Source organism: Streptomyces sp. NPDC093085, from assembly GCF_040683935.1.
GTDB lineage: Bacteria > Actinomycetota > Actinomycetes > Streptomycetales > Streptomycetaceae > Streptomyces.
On sequence record NZ_JBFBFB010000001.1, the window covers coordinates 327540 to 343200 of the forward strand.

A 15661-nucleotide genomic window follows, 5' to 3' on the forward strand; every position below is an offset into this window, starting at 1 on the left:
GCGGAGAACTGACCGGCGGAGAAAGGAACGGAAAGGAACGGAAAGGAAAGGAGCGGAAAGGAACGGAACGGACCGGCCGCCCGCCACCACGGCGGCCGGTCCGCTCACCGTACGGACCCGACGCCCTCGGCACGCCGCTGCACCGGCTCCGGGTGACGCGTGCCCGGGACGGCCGCCAGCAGTTCCCGGGTGTACGGGTGCCTCGGCGCCCGGAACACCTCCTCGGCCCGCCCCGTCTCGACCACGGCGCCGCCCTTCATCACCGTGACGTCGTCCGCGATCAGCCGGACCACACCGAGGTCGTGGGTGACGAAGACGTAGCTGAGCCCGTACGCGGCCTGGAGGTCGACCAGGAGCCGCAGGATCTGCGCCTGCACCGACACGTCGAGCGCGCTCACCGCCTCGTCGAGCACCAGGATCCCGGGGCGGAGCGCGAGCGCCCGCGCGATTGCCACCCGCTGACGCTGCCCTCCGGAGAGTTCGTGGGGGAGCCGGCGCAGATGGGTCTCGTCCAGGGCCACCGCCTTCAGCAGCTCCACCACCCGGTCCCTCCGCTCCCGCCTCCCGGCGGTCGGACGGAAGGCGCGCAGTGGCTCCGCGACAAGTTGTCCGACGGTGAACCGGGGGTCGAGCGAGGTGAACGGATTCTGGAACACGAACTGCAAGTCCCGCCGCAGCTCGCGCAGTTGACGGCGGTCCAGTCCGGTCAGCTCCCGGTCCCCGACCCGTACGGTGCCGCTGTCGGGCGTGGTGAACCCGGCCAGGATGCCCGCCAGGGTCGACTTGCCGGCGCCTGACTCACCGACGATCGCATGCGTGGTGCCCTTCCGTACGGTCAGGTCCACGCCGTCCAGCGCCCGGATCTCCCGCACCTTGCGCACTTCCCGCACCTCTTGCGCCTCTTGCGCTTTACGCACCTCCCGCACTTCCCGCACCTCGCGCACTTCCTGCACTTCCCGCACTTCCCGTGCCTCCCGCCGTCCGGCCCCGTCGTTCCGCACCCGCCGTCCGCCTTCCCCGCTCCGGACTCCCCGGCTCTGCCGGATGCCGCGCGGCGGATAGCTCTTGGTGAGACCGTCCGCCCGCACCACCGGCGGCAGGTCGCCGGCGGGGACGGTACGGGTACCGGAGGCGGGCTCCAGCCGCCCCGCATGGCGTGCGGGGGCCGCGTCGAGGAGCCGGCGGGTGTAGGCGTGGGCGGGGTGTTCCAGGACCTCGCGGACCGGGCCCTCCTCCACGATCCGGCCCTGCCGCATCACCAGGATCCGGTCCGAGCGGTCCAGCGCGACCCCGAGATCGTGGGTGACCAGGAGCACCCCGATGCCGAGGTCGTCCCGGAGCCGTACCAGATGGTCCAGGATCACCTTCTGGACGGTGACATCGAGCGCGCTGGTCGGCTCGTCCGCCACGATGAGCTCCGGCTCGCCCGCCAGCGCGACGGCGATCAGCGCGCGCTGCTTCATCCCGCCGCTCAGCTCGTGCGGGTACTGGTGGAAGACCCGTTCGGCATCCGTGAGCCCCGCCGCGCGCAGCGACCGCAGCGCTGCCTCCCGGTGGTGTGCCGCGTCGCGGGTCCCGGGCACGTTGAAGCGGACCGCCTCGGCCACCTGCGGCCCGATCCGCTTCACCGGGTTGAGCGCGGTGTTGGGGTCCTGGGGGACGAAGCCCACGTAATTGCCCCGGACCCGCGCCATCCGCCGGTCGTTCCAGCCGGTCACATCGACACCTGAGTACGCGAGGGAGCCGGCCCGGATCCGCGCGGCGGGCGGCAGCAGGCCGAGCGCGCCCTGCACCAGCGTGCTCTTGCCGGAGCCGGATTCCCCCACCAGCGAGACGAACTCGCCCGGCTCCACCCGGAGGCCGGCCTCCTGGACGGCCGGGGACCACCGGCGGCGCCCGCTCCGGTAGTCGATGGTGAGACCGGTGATCCTCAGGAGCGGCTCCCGCTCCCGCTCCCGGTCCCGGTCCCGGGGCGTCTCACTGGGCGTCTCCCCGGGCGTCTCCCCGCGCGTCTCCGAGGGCTCCTGCCCGGACTTCTCGGTCATCGCCGGTTCTCCTTCCGGTACGCGGTGCTGATGCGGTGGGTGGCGATGACGACGAGCGCGAGCGCCGCCCCCGGCAGGACCGAGGTCCAGGGGTACGCGGCGACATAGTCCCGGCCCTCGGCCACCAGCAGCCCCCATTCCGGCTCGGGCGGCGGGGCCCCGTACCCCAGGAAGCCGAGCGAGGCGACGGCGAGCACCGCCGTACCGACCTCCAGCGCGGCCAGCGCGACCACCGCGCTGAGCGCGTTGGGGACGACATGCCGGAACAGCACGCCGGCTCTTCCGACCCCGAGCCCGTACGCCGCCCTGACATAGTCCTGGGTGACGACGGTGAGCACCTGGGCCCGCATCACCCGCGCGAACGACGCGATGGAGGAGATGCCGACGGCCAGCGCGATGTTCCGGGTGGAGTAGCCGAGGACCGAGACCACCACCATGGCGAGCAGCAGGCTGGGGATGGCCAGGAACACATCGGCCACCCGCATGACCGCGGTGTCGACGGCGCCGCCGCCGAACCCCGCGACCAGCCCGACGGCGGTGCCGATGCCGAAGGCGATGAGGACGGCGAGCAGGGTGGCGCTCAGGGTGGTGTGGGCGCCGTACACGGTGCGCGCGAAGAGGTCCCGGCCCAGCCGGTCGGTGCCGAACCAGTGCTCCGCGCTCGGCGGCGCGAAGCTCGCCGAGGTGTCCCCGTCGTACGGACCGTACGAGGTGAAGAGGGCGGGGGCGACCGCCCAGCCGACCGCGAGCAGCACGACGAGCCAGGAGGCCACCAGCACCGGCTGCCGGGCCGACTCGCCGATTCCACGCAGCAGTTCGGAGGCGTGCCGGGTCCCGGGGGCGGGCCGGGCCTCGGAGACGGGCCGGGTTCCGGGTGCGGGCCGGGCCTCGGTGGCAGGGGTACGGACGGAAGGTGGCGTGGTCATGTCGTCCTCCTCAGGCGGCCTGCGGGGAACCCGCCGCGAGCGTGGTCCGCAGCCGTGGGTCCAGAAGCGGATAGGTCAGGTCGACCGCCAGGTTGATCACCGCGAAACCCGCGGCCACCAGCACGACGATCCCCTGCACCAGCGGGATGTCCAGTGTGTTGATCGCGGACTGGGTCAGCCGGCCGATGCCCTGCCGGGCGAAGACGGTCTCGGTGATCACCGACCCGGCGATCAGATTGCCGAAGGTGATACCGGCGATGGTGAGCGCCGGAAGACTGGCGTTGCGGAAGACGTCGCGGACGACGACGGCGCCCCGGGTGGCGCCCTTCGCCCGGCTGGTCGTCGTGTACCCGGCCCGGAACTCGGTGGCGAAGCTGCGGACGAGGAGTTGGGCGATCGGGCCCGACACCGGGACGGCCAGCGTGACCACCGGCAGGACCAGGCCGGCGGCGCCGCTGTCGCCGAAGGCCGGGAACCAGCCCAGCCGGAAGGAGAAGAGCTGAAGCAGCAGAATGCCGGAGAGGAAAACCGGCACCGACACCGCGCCCGACGGCACCGTCTCGACCAGGGTGCGCACCCAGGTGTGGCGGGTCGCGGTGGCGACGAGCGCGATGGCGAAGGCGAGGAGCAGGGCGAGCGCGAGGGCGCAGACGGCGAGGACGAGGGTGCTCGGCAGCACATCGAGGACGGTGGCGGTGACCGGGCGCCCGGAGTGGACCGAGGTGCCGAAGTCACCGGTGAGCGCATGCCCCAGCCGGTCGGCGTACTGGACGGGAACCGGCTTGTCGAAGCCGTACCCGGCCGCCGTGCGCTCCCGGACTTCCGGGGGCACACTGTTGAGTTCGGCGGGGTCGAAGAGCAGGTCCACCGGGTCGGCGGGCAGGACGAAGAGCAGGACGAAGGTCAGGGTGAACGCGGCCCAGACCACGAACAGCGCCCGCCCCGTCTTCATCGCGAGATAGCGCGCGAACTGACGGCCCGTCACTTTCCGCCGCTCTTCCACGTGTTCACGAAGTGGTTACGGGACTGGGCGTCGAAGACGATCCCGTGCACCTGATCCGACTGGGCGATCACCTGCGACGGGTTGTAGACCGGGTTCACCAGGGCGTACCTGTCGAGCAGCAGGTCCTGCGCCGCCCGGGCGTACCGGGCGCGCGCGGCCGGGTCGAGGGTGAGCTCCAGCCTCCCCAGCACCCTGGTGACCTCGGCGCGGTCGATGCCCGGCGAGTCCTTGGTCAGATAGCTGACGTTGCCGAGCTCCGGGCTGTACTGGAGGTTGAGGACGGCCGGGTCGTTGCGGGAGCGGTTGGAGGCGGTGACGTTCCAGTCGGTCTTCGCCTTGGCGAGGCTGGCCGTGTAGTCCGGGATCGGGACGACGGTGAGCCGCAGATCGATGCCGATCTTCCTCAGGTCCTGCTGGACCGACTCGTACGCGGGCTTGTTCACCACGAGGTTGTTGATGCCCAGCAGCTTGATCACCAGCCGCCTGCCGTCCTTGACCCGGATCCCGTCCGCGCCCTTCGCCCAGCCCGCCTCGGCCAGCAGCCGCTCGGCCCGGCGGGGATCGTATGCCAGCACCGAACCGCTGTGGTCCGCGTACCCGAGGACGGAGGGTTCCAGGACCGATGTGCCCACCGAGTAGGAATCGGTGAGCACCGTCTTCTTCAACGCCTCCCGGTTCCAGCCGAGTTGCACCGCCCTGCGGACCGCGAGGTCATTGGTGGGGAAGAGCTGGGAGTTGAAGTTGAAGACGATGGGGGTGCCCGAGACGGCCCGGTGGATGATGGTGAACCCCTGGGCGGCCAGGGTCTTCTCGTCCGTGGTCCCCACATCGAGCGTGGCGTCGAGCGCCCCGGACTCCAGGGAACCGGTGCGGACGCTGGCCTCCGGGATGGTGTTGAACACGATCCTGTCCAGGTAGGCGGCGCCCTGGTGACGGAGCGCGGGCGGGGACCAGTCGTACCCCTTCCGCTTCACCAGAACGGTGCTGACCTGCGGCTTCCACGACTCGTACACGAACGGCCCGGTGCCGATGACCTTGGTCGGGTCGGTCCGCTCCTCGGCGCTCAGCCGCAGTGTCGACAGCGAGAGGAAACCGGGCCCGGCGTTGGCCGTGAAGGACGAGGCCTGCAAGAAGCTCGCCAGCGGCTTCTTGAAGCGGACGACGGCGGTGTACCGGCCGGGGGTCCGTGTCTCGACGTAACCCGGCAGCAGGGTGGCCCCGTTGGGCAGGATGCCGAGTTTCCCGTCACCGCGTACGTACTGGTCGAAGTTGGCCTTCACGGCGGCGGAGTCGAAGGGGGTGCCGTCGCTGAAGGTGACGTCCTTCCGCAGATGGAAGGTGAACTCGGTCAGGTCCTTGTTCTGCTCCCACGAGGTCGCCAGCCACGGTGTGATCTTGCCGGTGTCCGGGTCCTGCCAGGTCAGCCTGTCGGTGACGTTGTCACCGATGAGGGATTCGGCGTAGTTGGTGCCCCACTGCGGGTCGGGGCTGCGCTGGTAGTCGATCAGCGCGAACCGCAGGGTGCCGCCGCGTACGGGGGTGGAGTCCCCGGCGGCCCGGTCGGCGGCTCCGTCGGTACGGGTGAGGGCGAAGCCGCTCGCGGCGACGAGCAGGAGCGCGACACCGCCCGCCACCCAGGGCCATTTCCGCCGGCGGGGCTCGGCTCGTTCGATGGTGCTGCGAAGGTCGGACATGGTCTTCCTCAGGGGTGAAGGCGCTGGGGGAAAGGGCCGGGGCGAGCGGGGGCGCGGGGGAACGGGGCGCGGGGGAACGGGGCTCGGGGGGAACAGCGTGCGCGCGGCGGCGGGCTCATGCCTGCCCGACCGCGTCCCGGCCGAGCCGGGGCGCGGCCTTCCCGCTCTCACCGCTCCCCCTGCCGTCGTGCTGGTCGATGAGGGCCAGCTCGTCGTCGGTCAGCGGCGGGAAGTCCAGTGCGGTGACGTTGTGGTCGAGCTGCCAGGTCGAACTCGCGCCGATGATCGCGCTGGTCACCTGCGGCTGCCGCAGCACCCACTGGAGCGCGAGCTGCGCCAGGGACTGCCCGCGCCCCCGGGCGATCTCGTCGAGCGCCGCCGCCCGCGCCCGATAGGTGCCGTCGATCGCGTCGGGCGAGAGGAAGGCGCTGTTCCCGGCCCGGGCGCCCGGCGGGATCGTACCGTCGAGGTACTTGTCGGTGAGCAGCCCCTGCGCGAGCGGGCTGTAGACGACGAGCCCGAAGCCGTCCTCGGCGGCGAGCTTCAGCAGTCCGGTCTCCTCGGGCCCCCGGTCGAAGATCGAGTACCGGGGCTGGTGGACCAGCAGCGGCACCCCGGCCGCCCGGAGCAACTCGGCCGCCTCATGGGCCCGTTCGGGGGGTAGTTGGAGAGCCCCGCGTACAGCGCCTTGCCCGAGCCGACCGCCGAGACCAGGGCGCCCACCGTCTCCTCCAGCGGGGTGGCCGGGTCGGGGCGGTGGCTGTAGAAGATGTCGACGTAGTCGGTGTCGAGGTCACGCAGCGAGTGGTCGAGCGAGGCCAGCAGCGACTTGCGGGAGCCGCCCCGGAGATACGGGCTCGCTCCGATCGGGTTGCCGGCCTTGGTCGACAGGATCAACTCGTCCCGGTAGGGCGCGAGATCCCGGCTCAGCACCCGCCCGAAGAACTTCTCGGCGGCGCGGTGGGGCGGACCGTACCGGTTGGCGTTGTCGAAGTGGGTGATCCCGAGGTCGAAGGCGTGCAGCACGATCTCGCGCTGGGTCTCGTACGGGTGGTCGGTTCCGAACTTCTGCCAGAGGCCGAAGGAGAAGGCCGGCAGTTCGAGGCCGGAGTTCCCGGTGCGGCGGTACTCCAGCCGCTCGTAGCGGCCGTCGTCGGGGCGGTGGACGGTGTCGGCGGGGCCATGGATCGGCATGAGAAGCAGTCCGTTCAGCAGAGTTGAGAAAAAAGGGGAGGCGGAGACGGAGGGGCGGAGGGAGCAGAGGGGGAGAGGGAGGGGGAGAGGGGGAGAGGGAGGGGGGAGAGGGAAGCTCAGAAGAGCCCGGTGACCGGCGGCTCCTCCCCGGTGAGGTGGTACGCCCCGATCACCGCGGCCTTCCAGTCCCGGGGGTTGTGGTTGGCGACCGTACGGGCGTTGCGCCAGTGCCGGTCGAAGGCGTACGCGCGGTCGGTGGCGGAGCCCCCGCCCACGTCGAAGAGGAGTTCGGCGGCCTTGAGGGCCGACTCGACGGCGACGTACTGCGCCTGGGCGACCGTGACGGCGGCGTCGGCGCCGGCCGCGCGCACCTCGGGGCCGGCGGTGTGCCGTACCCGGTCCAGGGCCTCGGCGGCGATCAGCACGGAGGAGCGCGCGGCGTGCGCGCGGGCCGCGATCTCGCCGAGGACATGCCGGACATACGGGTCGTCCACGCTCCGGGATGCCGTGCTGTGCTTGATCGGACGCGCCTTCTCCCGCCCGAACCAGATCGCGTCGTCCAGCACCGCCGCCGCGATACCCGCCTCGATCGACGCCAGATAGAGCTGGGCGAAGGTGCCCGGCCAGGGGTTGCCCAGCGTGGTCCGGTCGATGCGCGCCAGTTCGTCGTCGGTGACCCGCACCCCGGTCAGCCGGGTGGTGCCGCTCGCCGTGAGCCGCTGCCCGACGGCGTCGAAGTCGTCCAGCACCTCGACGCCCGCCCGGTCGGTGGGCACCGTGAAGTGGACGGTGCCGCCGTCCTCGTCGGTCGCGGTGCCGGTGAACCAGTCGGCGTACAGGCCGCCCGTACTGTAGTACTTGGTGCCGTTGAGCACCTGCCCCGCGCCGTCCCGCCGGACGGTGGTCCGTACGGAGCCGCTCGCGCCGCCGTTCCGCTCGTTGCCGCTTCCGGCGAAGAGTTCGCCGCGCAACAGCCGCGCCACGGTGCGCTCCCGGTGCGGCAGATCGCGGTGTGCGGTGGCGCGATGGGCGGTCAGGAAGCTCGACCGCAGCGCCTGCGCCACACTGGAGTCGGCCCGCGCGAGCGCGATGACCGCCTCGGCCACCTCGCGGAGCGTCCCGCCCGCACCGCCGTCCTCGGCCGGGATGCCGATCGCCACGAGCCGGGCCTCGGCGAGCGCCCGTACCTGCGCGAACGGGTGGTCCCGGGTGGACTCGCGCTCCCGGGCGGTCGCCGTGAGCCCGGCGAGGACCGGCGCGATCGCCGTACGGATCCCGGCGACCGTGGGCGGTGCGGCGGCCGGCCCGGTCTCTCGCCCCGCTGCGGGAAGTGTGGCGCTCACGACACGGCTCCGGACAGCTCCGGCAGCCCGAGAGCCGCGCGCAGGGTGGGCGCGTGGGCGGGGCGCAGCCGGGGCGCGAGGGCCCGCAGGAGCGTGGCCACCCGCCCGGCGTCGCCGCCCGTCGGCACCAGCTCCACCCCGTCGACGGCGTGGTACGCGGCCCACTCGGCCACCTCGGCGGCGTCCCGCTCCACGCCCGCCTCCCCCGCCCCGCCCGTACCGCCGGCACTCTCCGGAGCAGGCCACTCCACCCGCCCGAGCACCGCGACCTCCCGGCGCGGCCGTCCGGCCCGTACGAACGCCTCGTCCAGCCGCGCGCCGGCCCCCGCCACCCGGTCCCGTGGAATCACGACGGCATCGGCCACCGCGACGGCGTCGACCCACCGCACCTCGTCCCGGAGGTCGGCGACGAGCACCGGTCTGCCCTGCGGCGAGGACGGCCCGTCGAGCGGCCCGGCCACCCGGTAGAAGCGGCCCTCGTGGTCGACCGGGCGGATGGCGGCGGTCTCCGCGAAGAGCCCGGAGTCCTGGTCACCGAGGAGCGCCGCCGCGGGGAAGCTCTCCCACAGCCGGGTGAGGACGGTGGCGTACTCGGCCCACCGCGCCCCCCGCTCCACGGCCTCGGCGTCAGTGGCGGTGGAACCGGGGCCGGTGGAACCGGCGAGGGCGGAATCGGGGAGGGCGGCCGAGGTGACAGCGTCTCCGTCCCCGGCGCGCAGCGCGAGCCCGGTACGGCCGGCACTGGCCCGGTCGAGCGAGAGCACCCGGCGGGCGAGGTTGTAGGGCGGGTTGTGGGTCGTCGGGGCGTCGACGATCCACCCCGGCTCGGGGAAGTGGCCGGCGAGATATCCGGCGACCGCCGAGGTGTCGAGCACGTCGCCGTCCGGGCCGCCGTCGAGCAGCCGTATCGCGCTCACCCCGCTGTCCCGGGCGGCCGTGGCGACCTCGGCGGCGTCGGACAGGGAGAGCGCGCCCCCGACCGAGAGGCCGAGAACGAGGGGAGTGGTCATGGGTATGCGTCCCTCCTGAACAGGGTTTCTGGCGCTGGTACTTCCTCTGCTTCGGCACGCCCCGAAGGACCGACCGACCGCTGCCGCCGACGGGCCGACTGGTACCGCCGACCGGCCGAGCCGGCTCCTGCTGGCCGAGCCCGCTCCGACCGGCCGGTCCCGGTATTAGCGACCGACTCCGACTCCGACTCCGACTCCGGTTCCGAGTCCGAGCCCGAGTCCGAGACGCCCCCGCAGCGTGGTGTCCTCGTACTCGTGGCGGAACAGGCCCCGGCGCCGCAGCTCCGGAATCAGGTGGTCGACGAAGTCGTCGAAACCCGAGGGCAGGACATCCGGCATGACGTTGAAGCCGTCCGCCGCGCCCGCCTCGAACCACCGCTGGATGTCGTCGGCGACCCGCTCCGGGGTGCCCACCACGATCCGGTGGCCGCCGCCCCCGCCGAGCCTGCGCAGCAGCGCTCCGAGGGTCGGGTTCTCGGTGTCGACGATGTTCTTGATCAGCCGGTAGAAGGTCTGCGAGCCACCGGCGGCGTCCGGCTCGACCAGCAGCTCGCGGGGGAGGGGCTCGTCGTCCGCCAGCCCGTCCAGCGAGATCCCGAGCTGCCCCGCGAGACGCTGCCGGGCGTACGCGCCGGGAAGGATCTCGTCCAGGGTCTCCCGCCGCCTGCGGGCCTCCTCCTCCGTACTGCCGAGGACGGTCGACAGGCCGGGCAGGACGACGACATCGTCCGGACGGCGCCCGAACTCCACGGCACCCGCCCGTATTTCGGCCCGGAACGCCCGCGCCCTGCCGAGGTCCTGCTCCGCTGAGAAGACCACCTCGCCGACCTGCGAGGCCAGCCGCCGGCCGTCCCTTGAGCCACCGGCCTGGACGACGACGGGGCGCCCCTGCGGCGAGACGAAGGCCGTGCGCTCCGCCCACCGGGCGATGACCTGGCGGGTGAAGCCGGCGGCCCTGTGGTACCGCTGGGTGTGCTCGGGTTCGTCCGTACGGCCGAAGTTGCGCGCGGCGGCGACGCCCGCCGTGGTGACCACGTTCCATCCGACCCGGCCACCGCTGAGGTAGTCCAGGTCACCCACCCTGCGGGCGAGTTCCACCGGATCGTGGTAGCTGGACGAGAGGGTCCCGATCAGCCCGACGCGCTCGGTCCGTGCGGCGATCCGCGCCAGCACGGTGGTCGGCTCCAGATTGTTGCCGGGCCGGTGACGTACGAGAGGTTCGAGGGCCGGGGTGTCGGCGAGGAACACCGCGTCGAGCTTGGCCGCCTCGGCCTTCCGTGCGATACGGGTGTAGTGCTCGATGGTGTAACTCGCCAGCCCGTCCGTGCCGGGAAAACGCCAAGAGCCGCCGAATACACCGGAGTTGAGAATATTGACATTGATGTGCAAGGCGCGGGTCACTGCCGCTGCTCCTTAGGAAGAAAAGCAGAGAAAGCAGAGAGACTGAGAAACGCAGAAGCCGGGAAGCCGGGAGGCCGGGAGGCCGGGAGGCCGGGAGGCCGGGAAGCCGGGAGGCCGGGAAAACAGAGGACGACTTCCGCGCAAACCGGGTTCGAGCAGCCCGGCTCATCGACACTCCGCTATCGACACCGCGCGCTGGAAACCCGCAGCAGGTCGACACAGCGTTCGCTGGTCAGCAGGGGATCCTGGGTCATGCCGCAGAGTCTGTGGCGGCCCCGTCCCCCCTGTCAACCAGTCCGCGCCGACCGGAAACAACACCGAAACCCCAGCTCATCCCCCGTTCACAACACAACGCCGACGGAGCCGGAGGGAACGGGGCCCGGTTGACATCCGTGCCCGTCCCCGCACAGACTCCCTGCCATGGGTGAGGTCCAGCTCCTGACGCGCGAGCGCTGTGTGGACCTCCTGCGTGTGTCCAGCGCGCAGTGTTGATCCCCATCCCCCCTTTCCGCACCGCCCTCCGCAGCACCGCCCTCCTCGGCACCGCCCTCTTCGGCACCGCCCTCCTTCGTGCCCTCCCCCTCCCGCCAACGGCACCGGTGTGCCCCCTCCGCTTTCCGCCGGCTCTGTCGGCGCACCGGTCCGAGCAGTGATCGGACGCATCATGAGTCAGCAGGAATTCCTCTGCTACATCCCCAACACCGTCGAACCCGGCCACCGGGGGGACGACACCACCACCGGGTGGGGCTCCATCGAGTACTCCACCGGCCTGGCCCGCACGGCGGAGGAGCACGGCTGGGGCGGCGCCCTGCTGGGCACCGGCTGGGGCCGTCCGGACACCCTCACCGTCGCCACCGCGCTCGCCGCGCGGACCACGAACTTCAAACCCCTGATCGCGATCCGCCCCGGCTACTGGCACCCCGCCAACTTCGCCTCGGCGGCAGCCACCCTCGACCAGCTCAGCCGGGGACGCGTCCTCGTGAACATCGTCAGCGGCCTCGACAACCCGGCCGCGTACGGCGACACCCGGGTCGATCCCGCGCAACGGTACGCCCGTACCCGGGAGTTCCTGCATCTCACCAGGCGTCTGTGGACCGAGGAGAACGTCACCTTCCACGGCGAACACTTCCAGGTCACGGACTCCACCGTAGCCCCCGGCCCTTACCCGGCCCCCGAACGCCCGCACCCCACCCTCTACTTCGGCGGCGCCTCCGAAGCCGCGGAACGCGTGGCGGCGGCCGAGGCCGACGTACAGCTCTTCTGGGGCGAACCCCTGGAAGGACTGGCCCATCGGATAGCCCGCCTGAAGACCCTGAGCCAACAGGAAGAGCGCAGACACCGCCCGCTGGAATTCGGCCTGCGCATCACCACCCTGGTCCGCGACACCACCGAAGAGGCCTGGCGCGACGCCGAGGCCAAGGTCGAGAAGATGGCGACCGGCGCAGGCGAGACCGCCTGGACCGGCAACCGCAGGACGGCGGTGGGCCAGCAACGCCTCTTCGACCTGGCCCGGCGCGGCGAAGTCCTGGACACCTGCCTCTACACCACCCCCGGCACCTTCGGCGGGGCCGGCGCCGCCACCACCTGGCTCGTCGGCTCCCCCACCGACGTGGCTACCGCCCTGAAGAACTACCGGGCGCTGGGCATCACCCACTTCGTCCTCTCCGACACCCCCTACAGAGAAGAAATCGCCCGCATCGGCGACCAGCTCCTCCCCCTCCTGGAACCCCCGCGCGTCTGACCGGCCCGCCACGAGCACGGCGAATACCCCACCGATGTGGGTGCGGCACGGCGCGCCGGCCCTGCCGCCGGAGATCGCGGCACGGGGCAGGGCGGACTCAGACGGTGACCGTCCGGCCCGACAACGCGGCGAGCCGGTCGAGGGCGGAGGCTCCCTCGGTCACCGGTTGCGCGTCCTTGAAATTCCTCAGGTGCGGGGGAAGCCGAGGTTTCATGATCTCGCAGAACGCGATGACGCGTTCCACGACGGAGTCCCCGACCGACGGGGTGCGTCCGGTTGCCCGGCCCAGGTCCCAGCCGTGGATGAGGTGTTCCATCGTCAGGATGTCGAGTGCCGTGCGGCCGGGCAGGTGGCCGAGCCGGGTGGTGACCGTCCGCTCCAGGGCGCCTTCCTGCCCGAATGCCGCGATGAGCGCCGTCGTGTTGTCCTCGAAGGTGGAGGTGGCCGGCTTCTCGCCCCCGGTCATGGTGACGCGGAACCTGCCCTGGACGTCCAGGAGATGGTCCACGACCGCGCGGACGTCCCACTCGTCGCACGGCGTGGGCAGCGACCACTCCTGCTCGTCGAACGACTCGACGAGCCGCTGTACCTCACGGGCCACGGTGGCGAAGTCGGTCACTGAGGTCATGTATTCCTCCGGTGTCGGGTTGCTGGTGAGTGAGTGAACGACGCACCCTGCTCACGCTGCGGCACCCCCGTGTACTGGCGCGAAAGACTATAGGCACCGCCCGGTGCGGGTGAGCGAGGCCGTTACGGGCAGAACACCGGCCCGCCTTCCTGCCCGCCTTCCTGCCCAGCTTCTCCGGCCGGTGCGATTCGCCAAGGCCCGAAGAGCGTGGTGCGGAGCCCGCTGAAGAGCGTGGTACGGAGCCCGCTGCGGGGCCCGAAATCCCAGAGAGAAGTCCCAGAGATGCCGCCGCACCCCTCCCCGACCCGCTGAACGGCAGGTCAGGTGGGGTGCGGCGGCATGGCCGTATCAGATGTCCCGGAACTCATGGACAAAGCTTCTGACCTGTGCAAACAACCCTTCCCGAAGATCGTCTTGCACGGTTGTTGCACAAGCCGAACGGTGCAGGAGTCACGCGGCCCGGGTGTAGGCGCTCCGGACCGCGATGCGGACCTTGGAACCGGCTCCCACGACCCGGTGCACGTACTTACGCAGGGTGAACGCGGGATCGGCGTGTCCGAGTCGGTCCGCGAGCGTGTACACGTCTACACCGCCGCTGATCATCATCGACGCGTACAGGTGTCGGAGCGCGTGCATCATCACGTCGCGGGACTTCTCCCAACGTCGTCCCTTCGCGTCGGATTCAAGGGGCTTGATGAGGCCGGCCGACGCCAGGGCGGGCTTCCAGCGGTAGGAGTTGAACCAATTCGACTGAATGGCGGTCTTCTCCCGGGTGTAAAAGATCAGCCGCACCGTGACCGGGTCGCCGCCCTTGCTGCCCCACGGTCGGGTCACCTCGACCGGCGGGTGCTTCTGCATTTGCTCGCGTAGGGGGATGGCTACGTCGTCGGTCAGCTCAACCCACCGGTCCTTCGGGTCCTCGTTGTCTCCGCCCTTGGGGAGGGCGTATACGAGGAACGAGCCGTCGTGGACTACCTGCCGTTGCACGTGGACCATGGCGCCGTCCGGATGTGCCCAGTCGATATCTTCTGGTGACAGGCCGAATATCTCTCCTTGCCGAAGACCCAGGCCGCGACCACAGTCGACGAGCGCTTTGTAGCGGTCGGGAAGTTCGGCACGGATCTTCTCAGTGTCCTCCCATGTCAGGGTCAGCTCTGCCCGGCCGCCACCTCCTCGCTTCGGCTTGGCGTCCTGCACCGATTTGGCGAGGCACGGATTTTTGTGTATAAGGCTGTCGTCCACGGCCAGGTCAAAGACAGCCCGAAGGTTGTCGAAGACCAGGCGCAGTGTGGAACTTTCGAGCAGCCTGCGACGGTCGTGCAGCCAGTCCAGCAAAGATGAGGCGTTCACGTCCTTTACGCGCATCTTCCCAACTGCGGTAGGAACGACGTGCAGGAGAATTCGCTCCTTGTGGCGTCGGTAAGTCCGTGGATTCTTGTGTTCGTGCCCCTTGAGCCACGTAATGGCGAGCTCACCGACCCTGACCTCTCCGGCGCGAGGGTTGATATATGAACCGTCGTCCACTCCGGACCGCATCTTGGTCTCATGCCTGCGGGCTTCGACCTCGGTGCGGAAGAGCTCCGTCTGCTGGACATCTTCCCGGTTACGCCATCGGGCCTGCCACCGCTTCCCCGTCCCGTGATCCCGGGTCGGGACTTTGCCGTGTTCCTTGCAGGTCGACTCCCCGTCTTTCGGGCGAGACTTGTGCCAGTGGTCGTACGGCATCAGCTAACTCCTAGTATGCAGTGGGCCTTTGAGTCTATTCGTGGACTCTCTTGAATCAGGGCCATCGTCGACGGCGAGATCGGGTGCCCGTTCAACGAGCCCTAAGTGAATTGGATGTTGATCCAGGCGAGCCGAAGATATCAAATGCATTCTTGGGGTCTTCGCGGCAAAGGGTGCAGAGCGGTATAGAAGATTTCACCAATGTTTTTCGAGAGTTCGCAAGAGTCGCAGGCGTTTCGTCGAGAGGGCCTCTGTTTGATCCGGCCGGAATTTAGTGCAAACGTTCCACGTGCCACCACGGCGGAATACCGCTCACGTGGTTCTTTCCTGCCCGCTTCGAACCGTTCTGGAGTGCCCATGCGTCGAACCAATGCCCATGCGGAAGAAGCCGCCAGTGGCGCGGGGGACCGTTGCCCCTTGGCGAGCGCGGATGAGCTGGCCGATTTCCTGGGCGTACCTCTGAATACGGTCTACATATGGAATCACCGACACCAGGGTCCGCGAGCCCACAAGGTCGGCCGCTATTTGCGCTACCGCTGGTCGGAGGTAGAGGCATGGCTGGAAGCTCAAACGGTAAATCGAGCGACCTGATCGTCCCTCGGGCAGCGCTGAAAGTCCCTGTGATGGAGAGACAGGGGGATGGCCCGCGGGGAACTGCCATGCATCGCCGTTCGCGGCCGGGCGAGCATTCTCGTGCTGAGCCAACGGCGTGGCGGACCTCCGTCCGAGCCTCGGGAGGTGTATAGGAAGAGGCCAGTGCGGACGGCGCAGTCCGCAGGGTGAGGGCTCACAGCGTGATGGCTTCCCGCTTGCAACTGCTGGCGTGATCCTGCGGACCTGGAGCTCAGCGCTGCGCTTCTTTTCACTACAGTCCGTAGCCGTGCTGGCCACCGGGCGAATTCTGGCCAGATATTGCGGGCTCTATCAGCCCGGCGACTATCAGCTCACCTG

Annotated in this window: 11 protein-coding genes and 1 pseudogene; 2 read left to right on the forward strand and 10 right to left on the reverse strand. The window is 70.3% G+C overall.

Annotated features, from left to right (window positions below):
* Window positions 1-104 precede the first annotated feature (104 nt).
* From AB0O07_RS01390 to AB0O07_RS01425, 8 genes and pseudogenes are all read right to left on the reverse strand, one after another.
* Window positions 105-2045 carry an ABC transporter ATP-binding protein gene (locus tag AB0O07_RS01390; RefSeq protein WP_365625021.1) on the reverse strand — a complete coding sequence of 647 codons (1941 nt, stop codon included), beginning with the start codon at window positions 2043-2045 and terminating at the stop codon, window positions 105-107.
* Window positions 2042-2971 (reverse strand): ABC transporter permease, encoded by a 930-nt coding sequence (locus AB0O07_RS01395; RefSeq protein ID WP_365625024.1) that lies wholly within the window; start codon window positions 2969-2971, stop codon window positions 2042-2044. Before AB0O07_RS01395 ends, AB0O07_RS01390 begins: the two co-directional genes overlap by 4 nt.
* A gap of 10 nt (window positions 2972-2981) precedes the next feature.
* Entirely contained in the window at window positions 2982-3956 is a 975-nt protein-coding gene (locus tag AB0O07_RS01400) for an ABC transporter permease (protein WP_365625027.1), read from the reverse strand.
* On the reverse strand, window positions 3953-5668 hold the full coding sequence (locus tag AB0O07_RS01405; protein ID WP_365625030.1) for an ABC transporter substrate-binding protein: 1716 nt from the start codon (window positions 5666-5668) through the stop codon (window positions 3953-3955). Before AB0O07_RS01405 ends, AB0O07_RS01400 begins: the two co-directional genes overlap by 4 nt.
* Window positions 5669-5783: 115 nt before the next feature.
* Window positions 5784-6862 (reverse strand): annotated as a pseudogene (locus AB0O07_RS01410) (aldo/keto reductase).
* 116 nt (window positions 6863-6978) lie between these two features.
* Window positions 6979-8205, reverse strand: a complete 1227-nt coding sequence (locus tag AB0O07_RS01415) for an acyl-CoA dehydrogenase family protein (RefSeq protein WP_365625033.1) — start codon at window positions 8203-8205, stop codon at window positions 6979-6981.
* Complete coding sequence (locus tag AB0O07_RS01420) at window positions 8202-9215, reverse strand: hypothetical protein (RefSeq protein WP_365625036.1); 1014 nt, start codon at window positions 9213-9215, stop codon at window positions 8202-8204. Before AB0O07_RS01420 ends, AB0O07_RS01415 begins: the two co-directional genes overlap by 4 nt.
* A gap of 165 nt (window positions 9216-9380) precedes the next feature.
* Complete coding sequence (locus tag AB0O07_RS01425; RefSeq protein WP_365625039.1) at window positions 9381-10616, reverse strand: LLM class flavin-dependent oxidoreductase; 1236 nt, start codon at window positions 10614-10616, stop codon at window positions 9381-9383.
* 664 nt (window positions 10617-11280) lie between these two features.
* On the opposite strand from AB0O07_RS01425, the gene AB0O07_RS01430 reads away from it, so the two are divergent.
* Window positions 11281-12357: an LLM class flavin-dependent oxidoreductase gene (locus tag AB0O07_RS01430; RefSeq protein WP_365625042.1), complete on the forward strand. Its 1077-nt coding sequence runs from the start codon at window positions 11281-11283 to the stop codon at window positions 12355-12357.
* Between the two features lie 97 nt (window positions 12358-12454).
* On the opposite strand, the gene AB0O07_RS01435 is transcribed toward AB0O07_RS01430, so the two are convergent.
* Both AB0O07_RS01435 and AB0O07_RS01440 read right to left on the reverse strand, forming a co-directional pair.
* A complete protein-coding gene (locus AB0O07_RS01435) occupies window positions 12455-12985 on the reverse strand; it encodes a TIGR03086 family metal-binding protein (RefSeq protein ID WP_365625045.1) in 531 nt (176 codons plus the stop codon).
* 450 nt (window positions 12986-13435) lie between these two features.
* Entirely contained in the window at window positions 13436-14710 is a 1275-nt protein-coding gene (locus AB0O07_RS01440) for a tyrosine-type recombinase/integrase (RefSeq protein ID WP_365625048.1), read from the reverse strand.
* A gap of 357 nt (window positions 14711-15067) precedes the next feature.
* On the opposite strand from AB0O07_RS01440, the gene AB0O07_RS01445 reads away from it, so the two are divergent.
* A complete protein-coding gene (locus tag AB0O07_RS01445) occupies window positions 15068-15301 on the forward strand; it encodes a helix-turn-helix domain-containing protein (protein WP_365625051.1) in 234 nt (77 codons plus the stop codon).
* The last annotated feature ends 360 nt before the right edge of the window (window positions 15302-15661 follow it).